This is a genomic window from Thalassotalea sp. LPB0316, assembly GCF_014898095.1.
In the GTDB taxonomy this organism is placed as follows: Bacteria; Pseudomonadota; Gammaproteobacteria; order Enterobacterales; family Alteromonadaceae; genus Thalassotalea_G.
In genome coordinates this window covers 60,174-75,411 of record NZ_CP062946.1, presented here as the reverse complement: position 1 = coordinate 75,411, position 15,238 = coordinate 60,174, and the positions used below count along the sequence as shown (strand labels likewise).

The window sequence follows — 15,238 nt, the reverse complement described above, 5'->3', positions numbered from 1 at the left end:
GAGTTCAGGTTAGTTAGTATGCCTGAAGTCGATAACTAAACCAGTGGTTTAATTATATGATTTTACTGACTAAAACCGCTTTTTAAAGGTGATGCCGTAAGTGACAGGCTCTGACACATAAGCATTTAACTTACCTTCTTGTAATGGCGTATTGAAGTTAGTGCGATTGATGTACTCCTCATCAAATACGTTACGACCCCATAAGATCACATCAGTATCGTACTCTTCAAAGTTCATGAACCAACGCAAATTCACTAAGTTGTAGCTATCTTGTATCGCATAAGGATCATTACTGCCATCAAGCACCATATCGCCGGTGTAGCTGTAATCAACTTGCACGTAAGAGAAAATGGTATCACTCATGTAAAACTCTTTTTTAAGCTTTAACATTAATTGATTTTCTGGTTCGCCCGCAGGTCTATCGCCCGAGCGGTTACAGTAAGGGTTCGGATTAGCTGGATCTGTGCTTTCTTGCCCCGGATCAATTATACCGGTATGCCATGTGTAAGCTACCCAACAATTACCCCGTTCAAAGCTCTTGTATTCAGCGTTAACGTAGGCGTAGGCAAAGTTTACCTCGATACTATCGGTTGGGTACCAAGCAGATTCTATTTCAAAACCTGATATTTCGTAGTCACCTGCGTTTTGTAAATTAAAGCCGTTCCCTGTAAAGGTGTTAGCTTGGAAATCATCAACTGTGGTGTAATGAGCTGCAGCATTGATACGTAAATTCTGCTCGATAAAGTCTTTCTTGAAACCCACCTCAAATGACGATGATGTTTCGGCATCAAAAATGGGTTCAAAACCTTCTCTAATACGGTCGGTATTAGTACCACCAGATTTGTAGCCCGTGCCATATGAAGCGTAAACCATGGTATCGCGATCGACTTGATAACTGAGTTTCACCGTACCAGTGACTTGGTCATCTTCTAATGTTTCGTTGATATCTGGTCGGCTAGCTGTTGTTGCCCCTAATGCTTGAAAGCCCCAGCCCGGAGTTTGAAATGGCTGAATGGCTGCTAAAAATGTAGGGTCTAACGGACTCATTTGTCCGGCACCTACCGCTGTCAGTAGTGCACCTGCTAAGCCCGCGCCGTATATTAAGGTACCTGGTACTGGCGCACTCGGGTCACCAATCGATGAGAAAAAGGTTGGAAAAGGCGTGCCACCGGGCAAGTTTTCACTAAATATTGTTGATAAGTCCTTGGTTTCATCGGTGTAGCGAATACCCGCTGTAAGGGTTAAGGCATCAGTTAGCTTGTAATCAAACTGCCCGAAAACTGCATAGCTTTCATGATCTTGCTTGGCAATGTGATCAAAGCCAGTACCAAATGGCGCAGCATCGGCAGAAGGTGCGATAAGGCCACCGGTTAAAGCACTAATACCATCGATACCGGCTAGTAAAGGATCTAACGCACCTTGGAAGTTTGACATAAAGAATGGGTTGAACAAGGTGTCGGTGTATAAGCTGTAATCTAAGTCTAAATCTTGCTGGAAGTAATAAAGACCAAGAATATAGTTCAAGTTTGCACTGGTATAATCGAGGCGAATTTCCTGTGAAAACGAGCTTTGTTTGGCATCGTTTTTTGTGCCAAATAAATTAGCATCGGTGAAGTCGGTATCGGTGTCGTCAAACGACTCAAAGCTGCGCCAGGCAGAAATGGCCGTGATTGCGTAATTGCTATCGATTTCATAATTGATTTCCATCGATAGTCCTTTGTCTTCCATCGTTGAAATGGGTAAAAATGACAGCGCGACTTCTCTATCGTAAAAGGCATCACCACCAGCAAATACGGTACCGCCTAATGCCGGTAATACAGCATCACTACCAAATTTACCTGGTATTTCCTTCGCTTGTAAGTTACTTAATTGGACGGGAGCGGCGCAACAAATTTCATCTATTTCTGAATAATCAGCAATAAAGCGAATTTCTAGCGCATCCGACGGTGTATAAAGTGCCTGTAATCGAGTGCCCCAGCGATCTCTGTCGTTGAGTTTGTTGTCGCCTAAGTTAATATCATTAACAATACCATCGCGTTGACTGCCAAACGCGGTGATGCGAAAAGCCAGTAGATCTTCAATCGCAGAAATTGAAGTGGCACCAGAAAAGTTAACTAAACCATAGTTACCGACAGTTGCTTCAACAAAACCGTCTTCACCATCATGGCTCGGTTTAATTGTTCTCACTAAAATTGCACCTGACGGTGTATTTTTACCAAATAATGTTCCTTGCGGACCACGTAAAACTTCAACTGCCTCGACATCAACTAAATTATTAATCATCGAGTTTTGTCGAGCGCGATAGACACCATCAACATACAAACCGACTGACGATTCCAAACCAAAGTTTTGTGAAGAGGTGCCGACCCCGCGAATTGAAAAGCTTGAGTTCGTTGCGCTTTGGCTTTGAAAAGCACCGAGGGCAGGGACACTGGTTTGTAAATCATATACGTCTTTTATGACCGATTCAGACATTTCATCACCAGAAAAAGCTGATACGGCAATTGGGACTTCCTGTAAGTTTTGGATCCTTTTTTGGGCGGTAACAGTAATGGTTTCTAAACCTTTTTCTTCATCCGCATTAGGTGTTTCTTGTGCGTAACTTGCTAGAGAATTAAAACTTAAGATCGCCGCAACACTTAGTGCTATTTTGCTCGGCGTAAAGGATTGGTTATTCTTCATTGAGCTCTCCCCTCGTGTACAGGCGACATCTAATTAATTTTCCATGACGCGTTTTATCGTGACTTTTTTTCGTGACATATACTTACGCGGAAAAACTCAATTACTGCCCATTTATTATTTTTAGGTAATTTACTTGGCGTAAACGCCTTATACTTTTTATTGATTATAATTTGTGCATTTTTAAATTTGACGAGGAAAAATGGGCTTGTCAAACAATTCAATAGTGTAGAAACTCTAAACAAACCGCTAAAATGTAGTGTTAATATTTTGTGAAACTTGACAGTGTAAAGCTGCACCTTGTCAGACCTGTGATTAAAGCATTTAGTCTAATTGGTATCACTGTTGTTTATTTTTAAAATAGATGTTGTGAATATCTTGCCTGGTATTTAGCTGGTGTCTAGTGGCTGGAAAATCAGGGATAAAGGCGCCTAATTGATGGTACTAGGCGTACTATTATCGGTTGGTCTTAATCCCATTCAGGAGAAAAGTCTGGCGTTGCAATTCGCTCGTTGCAGTTAAGTTGATCGATTGCTGCAAGTTGTGTACTGGTTAACTTAATTGATAATCCGGCTAAATTTGCTTCAATATTTTTCGCTTTAGTTGACGATGGAATCGTGATCAAATGATTTGCTTGAGTCCACGCAATAATTGCCTGTGCAGGGGTGCAATTGTGCGCTTTGGCAATACTTGTAACCACAGGATCTTTGAGCACTTTACCGACAGCAAAAGGCATGTAACCAGTAACGGTAATATTGTGCTGTTGGCAATACGCTCTGAGCTTTAAATTAGTTAAATAAGGGTGCACTTCAACTTGGTTAGTTAACAGGGGCGTGTCAGTTAACGCCGGTTTAATTGCTTCAAGTTGCGCGATAGTAAAATTAGATACACCAATTGCACGGGTTAAGCCTTGTTCTTTTGCTTTGACGAGTGATTGAGTAGCATCTAAAAGACTCGTACCTTTGGGTGGTGCAGGCCAGTGGATTAAAAGCAAATCAACATAATCGGATGCTAGTTTGTTTAAGCTCGTTTTAACACTAGTGACAAACTTTTCTTGTGAAAGATTATCGTTCCATACTTTGGTGGTAAGAAATATCTCACTTCGAGCTATACCACTATCGGCAATGGCTTTACCGACTTCTACTTCATTGCCATAAATTTGCGCGGTATCAATATGGCGATAGCCGGCGCGTAATGCGGTTAACACGGATTGATAGGCAACATCGCCTTCGAGACGAAAGGTGCCAAAGCCCATTGCTGGAATTTTCATAAATAGCCTTTTAAAACGCAGGCGGCTTGTACCGCCAAATCATAGGGGTCACTTAACAAATACTTGATAGCCATAGGCGGGTATCGTTAATTCAGTATCTGTTGTTATGCTGATGATTTGTTGTGAAAAGTATTCTTGGTATTTGCCCAGTTGAATATTTTCGTTAAATGTTACTTGTGCTGGCTCGCCGGAAAAATTAATCGCAACAAATACTTTGTCGTCATTTTTAACCCGAGCAAATGAGAACACTTGTGTCGGCACAGAGTTAGGGACTGGGATCATTTTACCGCCCCAATGACTATTCCACAGTGCTTGATTATCGTGTTTGAGCTTGAATAAGGTTTTGTATAAATCGCCGATTGGGTGAGGTTGCCAGTTGATTTCATCTTTGTCGAAAAATGCCAATGGGCGATCCAGCCCCGCTTCTTGACCACTATAGATAAGCGGCATACCTTCAGCGGTAACAGTAAGCACGATACTTGCCTCTAAATATGGCCCCATGCGATCGAACATACTTTTTTCCCATGAATTTTTGTCATGGTTATCGACAAAGTTCATTTTTATCGCGTTATCCGGCCAAGCATTGAGTGTGTGGGCAAAGTAGTGGTAGACACCGGAGGCGTCTTTATGCCCTTTGTTAACATCTTCCAGGGTATCGTGGAGTTTCCATGCATAGCTCATATCAAAAGCTTTCTTGTGTAAATCACGCGAGTCCCATTCAGCTAACATGAAAACTGGCTTAATAGCATCGAGCTCAGTGCGAACATTATCCCAAAAATCAAGTGGAATAAAGCCTGCGACATCGGCGCGGTAGCCATCGATATCTGCTTCTTTGACCCAGTATTTTAATGCATTGGTCATGTACTCACGCATCTGAGGGTTTTGAAAGTCAAAGTCGATAATGTCGCTCCAGTCCCACCATGGCGTTGGTTGAAAATTGCCATTGTGATCTTTGGTGTACCATTCTGGGTTACTCACCGTTAATGGGTTATCCCACGCGCTGTGGTTGGCAACCCAGTCTAAAATCACGTACATCCCCATGCTGTGAGCCTTGGCAACAAGTGCTTTTAGATCGGCAAGACTACCGAATTCTGGGTTTACGGCCATATAGTCTTTAACCGCGTAGTAGCTGCCTTTTTCACCTTTGCGATTTTTCTCGCCAATTGGGTGAATAGGCATTAGCCATAAAATATCGACACCCATTTCTTTGAGTCGCGGCAGGTGCTCGGCAAAAGCATTAAACGTACCTTCAGGGGTAAATTGTCGAATATTAACTTCGTAAATAGTAGCGTTTTTTGTCCATTGCGGATGAGTGATCTCAACATAAGGTTTAGGCTGGTATACAGACATAGTTGCTTGCTCGTTGTTTTTAGTTTGTTCATCACCACAACCACTTAACCATAAAGCCGCAATGACTAGTGGAATGTTCCAAAGTGTTTTTATCATTTTATTTTTACTCTGCGCGTTCTAATTTTTCTAAGCCAAGTTTAGCGAATTCATTGTTACTGCTAAGGCACGATTAAAAAATAGCAGATGAGAAAATCACTGTTTCCCAATGTAAACAATAGCGCTAATATTTACATTTGCGTGATTTATTAGGTGTCAGTAGGGGAAAGTAGATGCATTTAGAGCAACTTAGGCTATTTGCTGAGTTAGTCAATTATGGCAGTTATACTAAAACTGCTGATGCCCTTGGTGTATCAAAGGCTTATGTATCCAAACAAATTAAAGTGCTTGAACAAAATTTACATTGTCAATTGCTAGTGAGGAATACCCGTTCAATGAGGCTAACGCCCGCGGGTGAAACGCTAAATCAACGGGTGCAAACGTTGACCTCGTTTTGGCAGGAAACAAAACAGTTAATTAAACACCAAGAAGATGAGTTAGAAGGGCTAGTGCGATATACAGCGCCAACGGGCTTAATGCAGACTAAGCTTTTTGGTGTTATTGAGCACCTTCATCAGCATTTTCCGGCAATCGAGTTACTTTGCGAAACGGGCAATCAAACCCATAATTTGGTTAGTGAACCATACGATTTTGCCATCCGCATCACCAATACGCCACCACAAGACATGGTGGCAATCAAACTCATGACCTCTGATTATATTTGTTGTGCCAGCCCGAAATACCTTAAACGCTGTGGCGTGCCGAGTTCACCGCAAGCGCTAGCGAATTTTCGCTGTATTACGTTAGCTTATTGGCGCAACTGGGCGTTTAGCAAGGCTGGGAAATACGAGGAAATATCAATTGAACCGCACTATCAGTTTTCAGATAACTTGTTGTTAAAGCAAGCCGCACTCGCTTCATTGGGGATCACCAGATTGCCAAAATACTTAATTGAACAAGAGCTTGCCAATGGTCAACTCGTATCGGTGTTATCTGATTTTGATGGTGAGAGTCGCGATGTTTACTTACTTTACCCGCAAGACTTGAATCGCCCTGAGCGAGTCAAAAAAGTATTGTCGGTGTTGAAACAGCACTTTATCGATAGCTAACTTTACCTTTTTATTCAGTTACTTGGGAAATAGTCCTTTTGTTAATTGACTATTTTGCTTAAACTGTAAGCAATATTGAGCTGTTTTTTATTCAAATGACCCAAGCACTACTTTGGCAAAATGATGTTGCGCATAATGACGATTATGCCAAATTATGTAATGCGTTGTATGAACGAGAGTTAGCTACGCTTGCCAATTCTTCACAGTTGAGTGTCCAAGGGCTGCAGGCGAGATTAAAAAGCTTACCTTATTACATCAAACGCACGGCTGATTACATGACCTTATGTGAAACGCCGATGACGCTTGATGTGCAAAACGGCAGTTGGTCATTAAAGCAAAGCGCTAAAATGTCAGATTACGCCAGTGATATTGACGCGATCAAACAATGGTATAGTGCGAAGCCGTTAACTGTAGGGTTAGTTATTCCCATTCAAACACAGCAAGGTTTCACCCTAGATTCGATTGATCGCATTGATCTTGCCAATGGTCGTTATCGAACCAATACCCACGGTTGGTTTTATTATCGAGATGAGCGAGCAGATACTATGGCAGAAAAAGGTTGGCAGGTGATCAAGCCAAGCAAGCGCGCTTTGATGCTTGCCTGTGCTGGCCATCGTTGGGTCAATCAACAAAAAACACAACCTAAGCGGCTGTCGTTGCGTGAATTATTACTCTCTTGCACAATAAATTGGAAAAACTTACGAAAGCCTGCTCCACCTTTGAGATAGTGGTATTAACAGTAATTTATAATAATTTTAATTTACTTAACTGATCACCCTTTTATAATACCTAGTAAGACATATCAATATAAGTTTACTCAGCGCCATGCGTGTGGTTTCAATAATCCTGATAACATTTTTACTGCTACTTCAGTATCGACTCTGGTTCGGTAAAAATTCAGTGCCGGATTATTTGGCGCTCAAAGATGAAGTTACCCGCCAAGCAGCCGATAATGAGAAACTTAAACAGCGCAACAAAATTCTTTATGCCGAAATTGACGATTTAAAGTCAGGGGTTGAAGCCATTGAAGAGCGCGCGAGAAATGAACTTGGCTTAATTAAAGAAGATGAAGTGTTTTTTCGCGTGATCCCAACCCACAAAGAAGAAGCGTTAGATAATCAAGCCAAGGAAATCATCATTGAATAAGCAAGAATCGCCAAACTTGGCTGTCGTTGTTCCGGCAGCGGGTGTTGGCAAACGGATGCAGTCTGCTTGTCCTAAACAATATTTAACGATTAATCATAAAACCGTGCTAGAGCATACGGTTGAGCGATTGTTATCACATCAAAGTATCGACAAAGTTATCATCGCCTTAGGTGAAAATGACGGCTATTTTGCCGATACATCATTAGTTAATCACCCCAATGTCGAAACGGTTATTGGAGGCCAAGAGCGAGTCGACTCTGTGTTAGCTGGGCTGTATCGCGTACAAGCGATAGGTTATGACTGGGTATTGGTTCACGATGCCGCCAGACCTTGCGTTAAAACTTCAGATATTGACCAGTTAATTAACCACTGTCTATCTGCCAATCAAGGTGGTTTGTTAGCTTATCCTGCCAAAGATACGATTAAACGTTCATCTAGCGATGGCTCGGTTGCCGAAACCGTTGAACGCAGTGTCTTATGGCACGCCTTAACGCCACAGATGTACCCAACAGTAAAATTAATTGACGCGATTGTAGCAGGGCTTGCGCAAAACAAGGTGATTACTGATGAATCATCGGCTATGGAACTTGCTAATGAGCCGAGCCAGCTAATTGAAGGCGCCAGTGATAATATCAAAATCACCCGTCCAGAAGATTTAGCGTTAGCGAAATTTATTTTATCGAATCAACAGTTATCAAATCAGGAAACAATATGCGAATAGGTCACGGTTTTGACGTACATAAATTTGGCGGTCAAGGGCCGATCGTACTTGCCGGTGTTGAGATTGACTACCCACAGGGTTTCATCGCGCATTCAGACGGTGATGTCGCCATTCACGCCTTATGTGATGCAATTTTAGGCGCGCTAGCGCTCGGTGATATTGGCAATCACTTTCCCGATACCAGTGAGCAATATGAAAATATTTCTAGCCGAATTCTATTGCGCCACGTTGTCGGCTTAATGACAGAAAAAGGCTACAAACTTGGTAATGCTGACATCACCATTGCTGCACAAGCGCCGAAAATGGCACCGCATTTATTGGCGATGCGCACTTGTTTAGCACAAGATTTACAAGCGGATATCGAACAAGTTAATGTCAAAGCAACGACCACTGAAAAGTTAGGTTATGTCGGTCGACAAGAAGGGATAGCAGTACACGCTGTGGTTTTGTTGGAGCGGTTAAAATGAGCCAGCTAAAACCTGTGCCGTATCTTTACGGTGAGCCACAAGTCACAGGTAAACTGCGCAGTCAGATGAGCGACTTCAAAGTGTTTGAAATTTTGCCATTTGAGCCTTGTGGTGAAGGTGAACATTTAATTATTCACGTGCGTAAAACTGGCGCCAATACCGTTTATGTGGCCAGAGAGTTGGCAAAATATTTTAAAGTGTCGGAAAAATTAGTGACTTACGCTGGTTTAAAAGACCGATTCGCGGTTTGTGAGCAGTCGTTTGGCGTCCATTTACCGGGCAAACAGAGCTATGATTTGTCTGATCTCGAGATTGAAGGCGTTGAGGTCTTAAGTTGGCAACGCCACAATAAAAAGCTCAAAACCGGCGCGCTCATCGGCAATCGCTTTGAAATCACCTTAGCTGATGTTAGCGATATGGCAGCTGTTGAACAACGCTGGCAACAAATCTGTCAAACGGGCGTGCCGAACTACTTTGGTGAGCAGCGCTTTGGTATAGATGGTGGCAATATTGAGCGAGCACACAGTTTATTTGCTGGCAATAAAGTGAAAGACAAAAAGAAGCGCAGTATTTATTTATCTACCGCGCGTTCACTTATCTTCAACGAAATTATCGCTAAACGGATTAATACTAATACCTACCACCAATTACAAGCTGGTGATGTTTGTATGTTAGCGGGTACGCAATCCGTCTTTTTAGCCGACTCGATTGATCAAACACTCGAAAATCGCCTACTAGAAAAAGACATTGATATTACGGCGTCAATGTGGGGCGCTGGCGAGTTGATGACAACTGGCGATGTCGCGGCACTTGAGCAGTCAGTTGCAGATGAGCATACTGATTTTGCCAAAGGCTTAGCTAAGTTTGGCTTAAAACAAGAACGACGCCGTATTCGTCTTAATATCACCCAACCAAAAATTTCAATCAATGGCCAAGCCGTGACAGTGAGTTTCTTTTTGCCATCAGGTTGTTTTGCTACCACGGTATTAAGAGAGCTAATCAAGTATCAAGATATGACGGTGAGGGTATAGAAAGCCCTAGCATAAGGATGTAACATGAAAATCTTAGTGAGTAATGATGATGGCGTTAATGCGCCGGGGATGAAAGTTCTTGCTGATGCTCTAGCACAGATTGGTGAAACCATGGTGGTTGGCCCTGATAGAAACTGCAGTGGCGCCAGTAACTCGTTAACCTTGATCAACCCTTTGCGCACCCAAGTATTAGATAACGGCTTTATTAGCGTTAATGGTACGCCAACCGATTGTGTGCACTTGGCAATTAGTCAGTTATGTGAGACACCACCTGATTTAGTGGTTGCTGGCATCAATCACGGCGCCAATTTAGGTGACGATGTGCTCTATTCAGGTACTGTTGCGGCTGCGACTGAGGGGCGACATATGGGCATGCCGGCAATTGCGGTGTCATTGGTTGGTAAAGCTGAAAAACATTATGAAACGGCAGCACAAGTTGCGGTAAAAGTGATTGAGCGCTTAAAAGCGCACCCGTTAAAGTCAGATCAAATTTTAAATATCAATGTACCAGATATTCCATTAAGTGAATTAAAGGGCATTAAAGCAACCCGATTAGGTCATCGCCATAAAGCTGAAACCATGAAGAAGATGAAAGATCCATGGAATCGCGATATCTATTGGTATGGCTCGTTAGGTGCAGAGCTGGATGCCGGTGAGGGGACGGATTTCCACGCGGTTGCTAACGGTTATGCGTCGGTTACGCCGTTAACAGTTGATATGACAGCACATAACAGTTTAAATAATATGCAAGATTGGATAAGTGAAGTTAAATTATGAGTCGACTCGTTGGTAGTAGGATAGGTGGTAAGTCGAGCAGAAGCGGTGAAGTTTTAGCTCAGCAGCTTGCCAATGAAGGGATCAAAAATCAGCGAGTGCTTCAGGCTATAGCGCGGTCTCCAAGGCATATTTTTGTGCCTGAGATCCTAGCGCATAAAGCCTATGAGAATAACGCCTTGCCAATAGGGCAGGGGCAAACGATTTCTCAGCCTTATATTGTCGCAAAAATGTCAGAGTTATTGCTCGAGCATGGCGTTCCTGAAAATGTCCTAGAAATTGGGACGGGCTCGGGCTATCAAACCTCGATTTTAGCTCAACTTATTCCAAAAGTGTTTAGTGTTGAACGCATTAAAGCACTGCAGTTTCAGGCTAAGCGCCGCCTTCAAGCAATGGATTTACACAACGTATCAATGAAACATGGCGACGGTTGGAAAGGCTGGCAATCTAAAGCGCCTTTTCAAGCAATCATTGTTACCGCCGCGCCAACTTCTGTGCCAGAAGCATTGCTTGAACAACTAGCTGATGGCGGAAAATTAGTGATCCCCGTTGGCGACCAAACCCAAGTATTAAAAATTATTACCAAACATGGCGAGCAATTTCACGAGCAACTTGTTGAAGCAGTCAAGTTTGTACCTTTAGTTCCCGGAGCAGTCATTTGAAGATTTTTTCACGATTATATGAGTGGACTATGCAGTGGGCAGAGCATAAGTTCGCGCCTCGTGCTTTAGCGTTTTTAACCTTTATTGAATCGATATTTTTCCCTATTCCACCCGATGTTTTACTCGCGCCTATGGTGCTATCGAAACCAGAGAAAGCTTGGAATTTTGCAACGATAGCTACGGTTTCATCTGTCCTTGGCGGCGCTTTAGGTTACTTATTAGGTGCGTGGATGTTTGAGCCAATTATCGAACCGGCGATAAACCAACTAGGTTGGCAGCATAAACTCGAACAAGTACTGGTGTGGTTTGAACAATGGGGGGTATGGGTTGTCTTTATTGCTGGCTTTTCGCCAATCCCTTATAAATTATTTACCGTTAGCGCCGGCTTTTTGAGTTTGGCCTTTATCCCGTTTTTAATCGCATCGACCATTGGTCGCGGTATGCGATTTTTCTTAGTTGCTGGCTTGATTAAACTTGGCGGGGCGGAAATGGAAAACAAAATTCGTCGATGGATTGATATTATCGGTTGGGCGGTTGTTTTCTTGATTGTTGCTATTTATTTATACCACACCCAAACGAGTTAACAGTTAGGGGGAAAGTTTGTATAAAGGTGCATTTTTATTTTGTTTATTGTTGTTGGCAGGGTGCTCATCTAAGCCACATAAGCCTGCTCCTGTTGTTGATATTCAAGGTCACGTACCGATCACTGAACAGTCGAAAAACACACTTAAACAAAGTGAATATATAGTCAAAAAAGGTGAGACTTTATACGCCATCGCTTGGCGCGCTAATGTCAGTGTTGAACAACTTGCTTCAATCAATAGTATCTCCGCACCTTATCATATCTACCCTGGCCAGAAGCTATCTCTTAAGGAAACAAAGTCGAGGCAGAATTCTAGTGTAAAAACTCCATCTCAGTCGAATAAATACTCAACTTCTGAAAGTGAAAAAAATGTAAAAAAAGCTGTTGATCAGAAAAAAAATCAGGAGTATGGTGGTACTCAAGGTGGACAAAAAATCGACACGAAAAGCGCTAAAAAACAAAGCACTTTTTCACAGAAAATCCACCGATGGCTGTGGCCACATAACGGAAAAGTTATTCGAACTTTTTCGACAAAACCACAAGGAAATAAAGGCATTGATATTGCCGGCCGCAAAGGAGATAACATCAAAGCTGCGGCGTCGGGTGTAGTTGTATATGCAGGTAACGCGCTAAGGGGTTATGGCAATTTAGTCATAATTAAACACAATGATGATTATCTCAGTGCGTATGCCCATAATGACCGTATATTGGTTAAAGAGCAGCAACAAATCAACGCTGGTGATGTAATCGCCAAAATGGGAGACACTGACGCCCAAAGAGTCATGCTTCATTTTGAAGTTCGCTTTCGTGGTAAGTCGGTCAATCCGCAGAAGTATTTGCCGAAAAAATAGCTACGTCACATAGAAAACTAATAATAAATAATAATGATAAATGGAGAGCAATTGTGTAGTTAATACCAATAATAATACTTGCAAGTAGGAGAAGTGGCATGGGCATTAATAAAGATTTAGATAATGTTGTTGTTGAACCAGTAAGTAAAAAGAAAAAAAAGATTGAGAAAGAAGAAACATCTTCAAACTTAGACGCTACTCAGCTTTATTTAGGGGAAATTGGTTTTTCACCATTGTTAAGCGCTGAAGAAGAAGTCTATTTTTCCCGCCTAGCCCTAAAGGGTGATGAAGCAGCGCGTAAGCGCATGATCGAAAGTAACCTCAGACTCGTTGTTAAAATAGCACGTCGATACAACAATCGCGGCTTACCATTATTAGATCTAATCGAAGAAGGTAACCTTGGCTTAATCAGAGCCGTAGAAAAGTTTGACCCAGAACGAGGGTTTAGATTTTCAACCTATGCAACTTGGTGGATTCGACAAACAATAGAACGTGCGATTATGAATCAAACACGTACGATTCGATTGCCAATTCACGTAGTAAAAGAATTAAACATCTACTTGCGTACCGCACGTGAGTTAGTACAGAAACTCGACCATGAGCCAACCGCTGAAGATATCGCAAATGAACTAGATAAACCGGTGGAAGACGTAAGTAAAATGCTCAAGCTAAATGAGCGTATTACATCAGTGGATACGCCATTTGCGGGTGATTCAGATAAGGCCCTACTCGATGTTATCCCTGACGAAAAAAGCGGTGGCCCGGAAAGTAAGCTACAAAATAGTGACTTAAAGAATAACATTGTAGTCTGGTTAAATGAGCTGAACTCAAAGCAACGTGAAGTATTGGCAAGACGATTTGGCTTACTCGGTTATGAAGCGGCAACACTTGAAGACGTTGGTGCAGAAATTGGTTTAACTCGCGAGCGGGTTCGCCAAATCCAAGTAGAGGCATTAAAGCGTCTAAGAGACATGCTAGGACAACAAAACTTATCGTTAGAAGCACTGTTTCAAGAATAGTTTTTAACGATATTAATACCAAGAGCAGTTAGCATTCGCTAACTGCTCTTTTTTTGCTTGGTATCTATTAGGTTATAACGTGATTTTTAATAATCAAATTGTACGCCAAGGGAAATACTTAACCCGCGAACATAATCATCATCGTCTAATTCTACGGTATCAAGTGTTGAGGCAATGTCTAAATTCACATAGCGCATAAAGGTTAAGCCAGCGTTTACATAACTGAGCTCTGAACCGACTAGGTTGCGACTAAAGCCGATGCGAGCACTAGGCAGCCACCAGCTATCTGTTGCATAACCGGCACTAACATTTAACCATTGATATTTGTCGAGCATAGGGTCATAGGTTGAGTTGGCGTCGAGTTCAGCGCTAAAGCTCCATTTGTGATCTTCGGTAAATATAGCTGCTTGTAGGGTAAGTTGGCGCTCAAGCGTAAATTCTTCATTTCTATCTAGTTGTCCAAGAACATAGGGGGAGTTAAACCTTCTGCGGTCGATTTCTGGAAAATCATAACTACTTTCAAAAACATTTTTAAAGTGGCCGGCAATCAAGTAATTATCTGCGACTAACGATACGCCAAAATCCAAATCTAGGCCGTTTTCATAGCTATAATCACCATTGCGAATATCTTTGAATATCGACTCTGCATCTTCTAGATCGCCAATTCTTACGCCTAGGTTGGTCATGCCAACATTGTAAAAGGTCGGTTTTACACCCCAGTAGAAATCGCCGTAATCTGTTGAAAACTCTTTGCGAGAATAGGAAAGGTTGATTTTGCTAATGCGCGCCGATTTTACCAATAATAAACTATCATTACTGACAACAACTTTTATCGCTTGGTTTTCTGGGTTGTAATACAGTTTAACGCCGCCACTTAAGTCTAGCTCTTGTATGCCGTCATCTGGATCGAAATCTGGAATTCTCCTGAGCTCAGAGGCCGCTTGTTCAGCGTTAAACTCAACCTGTTCAAGTATACCTAGGGCTTTGGCGTAACCTGTATAACTAGCGCCGAATAACAATGTTCCGCCATGAAAGTCTGTATTGATGATAAACGGTGCTTCGACATAAACTTCAGCTTTGCCGTAACCTTCGGTGGCGATCAAGGCAAGCAAGCTAGCCATTGATACCACCTTATCTTTTACGATATCTATCCGATCTTCTAGCGCTGGAAATCTTTCAAATACTTTATCCCAGTCAACAAGTGGTGGTTTTTCAATGGGGTTGGTAGGCGTGTCAGGTGGTACGGAAGGCTCAAAGTTACCTGAAAGCTTGTTATAGGCCTCAAAGATTTCGTCTAATTCACCGTATTCTAACGACACTGTGGTGTTTATCATGCCGCCAGTCATCACATGGCTATGATCTTGATCCACCACGATAGCTGTATTAGCCGGATTTGCATCCGAGGTCAGTGCCCGCTGAGAAAAATTTAACTTTGTTTGCTTTGACTGAATATCGGCGTATGCATTACTGCTTAAGGTAGAAGTAATCGCTAAATAAAAAGTAAGTGTTGACGACGTAAAACGCATAGTAAACCAAGTGA

At 42.3% G+C, this 15,238-nt stretch carries 15 protein-coding genes; 11 read left to right on the top strand and 4 right to left on the bottom strand.

What is annotated here, in order from left to right:
- Positions 1-69: 69 nt before the first annotated feature.
- The 3 genes from LP316_RS00340 to LP316_RS00330 form a co-directional block, all read right to left on the bottom strand.
- Positions 70-2,682: a TonB-dependent receptor gene (locus LP316_RS00340; RefSeq protein WP_193022141.1), complete on the bottom strand. Its 2,613-nt coding sequence runs from the start codon at positions 2,680-2,682 to the stop codon at positions 70-72.
- A 466-nt stretch (positions 2,683-3,148) separates the two neighbouring features.
- Positions 3,149-3,949 carry a 2,5-didehydrogluconate reductase DkgB gene (dkgB, locus tag LP316_RS00335; protein WP_193022140.1) on the bottom strand — a complete coding sequence of 267 codons (801 nt, stop codon included), beginning with the start codon at positions 3,947-3,949 and terminating at the stop codon, positions 3,149-3,151.
- A gap of 48 nt (positions 3,950-3,997) precedes the next feature.
- Positions 3,998-5,395, bottom strand: coding sequence for an alpha-amylase family glycosyl hydrolase (locus LP316_RS00330; RefSeq protein WP_226960767.1), 1,398 nt, complete (start codon positions 5,393-5,395; stop codon positions 3,998-4,000).
- Positions 5,396-5,568: 173 nt separating this feature from the next.
- On the opposite strand from LP316_RS00330, the gene LP316_RS00325 reads away from it, so the two are divergent.
- The 11 genes from LP316_RS00325 (at position 5,569) to rpoS (ending at position 13,698) form a co-directional block, all read left to right on the top strand.
- Entirely contained in the window at positions 5,569-6,444 is an 876-nt protein-coding gene (locus LP316_RS00325; protein WP_193022139.1) for a LysR family transcriptional regulator, read from the top strand.
- Positions 6,445-6,539: 95 nt separating this feature from the next.
- Entirely contained in the window at positions 6,540-7,172 is a 633-nt protein-coding gene (locus tag LP316_RS00320) for a hypothetical protein (RefSeq protein WP_193022138.1), read from the top strand.
- A 97-nt stretch (positions 7,173-7,269) separates the two neighbouring features.
- Entirely contained in the window at positions 7,270-7,590 is a 321-nt protein-coding gene (gene ftsB, locus LP316_RS00315) for a cell division protein FtsB (RefSeq protein ID WP_193022137.1), read from the top strand.
- Positions 7,583-8,311 carry a 2-C-methyl-D-erythritol 4-phosphate cytidylyltransferase gene (gene ispD, locus LP316_RS00310; RefSeq protein ID WP_193022136.1) on the top strand — a complete coding sequence of 243 codons (729 nt, stop codon included), beginning with the start codon at positions 7,583-7,585 and terminating at the stop codon, positions 8,309-8,311. The genes ftsB and ispD overlap by 8 nt, the downstream gene beginning before the upstream one ends.
- Entirely contained in the window at positions 8,302-8,778 is a 477-nt protein-coding gene (gene ispF, locus LP316_RS00305) for a 2-C-methyl-D-erythritol 2,4-cyclodiphosphate synthase (protein WP_193022135.1), read from the top strand. The genes ispD and ispF overlap by 10 nt, the downstream gene beginning before the upstream one ends.
- The gene (gene truD, locus LP316_RS00300; protein ID WP_193022134.1) at positions 8,775-9,809 is read left to right on the top strand and encodes a tRNA pseudouridine(13) synthase TruD; all 1,035 of its coding nucleotides are present in this window, start codon (positions 8,775-8,777) and stop codon (positions 9,807-9,809) included. Before ispF ends, truD begins: the two co-directional genes overlap by 4 nt.
- A gap of 24 nt (positions 9,810-9,833) precedes the next feature.
- On the top strand, positions 9,834-10,586 hold the full coding sequence (gene surE / locus LP316_RS00295; RefSeq protein ID WP_193022133.1) for a 5'/3'-nucleotidase SurE: 753 nt from the start codon (positions 9,834-9,836) through the stop codon (positions 10,584-10,586).
- On the top strand, positions 10,583-11,245 hold the full coding sequence (locus LP316_RS00290) for a protein-L-isoaspartate(D-aspartate) O-methyltransferase (RefSeq protein ID WP_193022132.1): 663 nt from the start codon (positions 10,583-10,585) through the stop codon (positions 11,243-11,245). The genes surE and LP316_RS00290 overlap by 4 nt, the downstream gene beginning before the upstream one ends.
- On the top strand, positions 11,242-11,829 hold the full coding sequence (locus LP316_RS00285; RefSeq protein ID WP_193022131.1) for a YqaA family protein: 588 nt from the start codon (positions 11,242-11,244) through the stop codon (positions 11,827-11,829). The genes LP316_RS00290 and LP316_RS00285 overlap by 4 nt, the downstream gene beginning before the upstream one ends.
- Before the next feature lie 16 nt (positions 11,830-11,845).
- Entirely contained in the window at positions 11,846-12,679 is an 834-nt protein-coding gene (locus LP316_RS00280; protein WP_193022130.1) for a peptidoglycan DD-metalloendopeptidase family protein, read from the top strand.
- A 98-nt stretch (positions 12,680-12,777) separates the two neighbouring features.
- On the top strand, positions 12,778-13,698 hold the full coding sequence (rpoS, locus tag LP316_RS00275) for an RNA polymerase sigma factor RpoS (RefSeq protein ID WP_193022129.1): 921 nt from the start codon (positions 12,778-12,780) through the stop codon (positions 13,696-13,698).
- An 86-nt stretch (positions 13,699-13,784) separates the two neighbouring features.
- Here rpoS and traF read toward each other — a convergent pair whose 3' ends face one another.
- The gene (traF, locus tag LP316_RS00270; RefSeq protein WP_193022128.1) at positions 13,785-15,224 is read right to left on the bottom strand and encodes a conjugal transfer protein TraF; all 1,440 of its coding nucleotides are present in this window, start codon (positions 15,222-15,224) and stop codon (positions 13,785-13,787) included.
- Between the last annotated feature and the right edge of the window lie 14 nt (positions 15,225-15,238).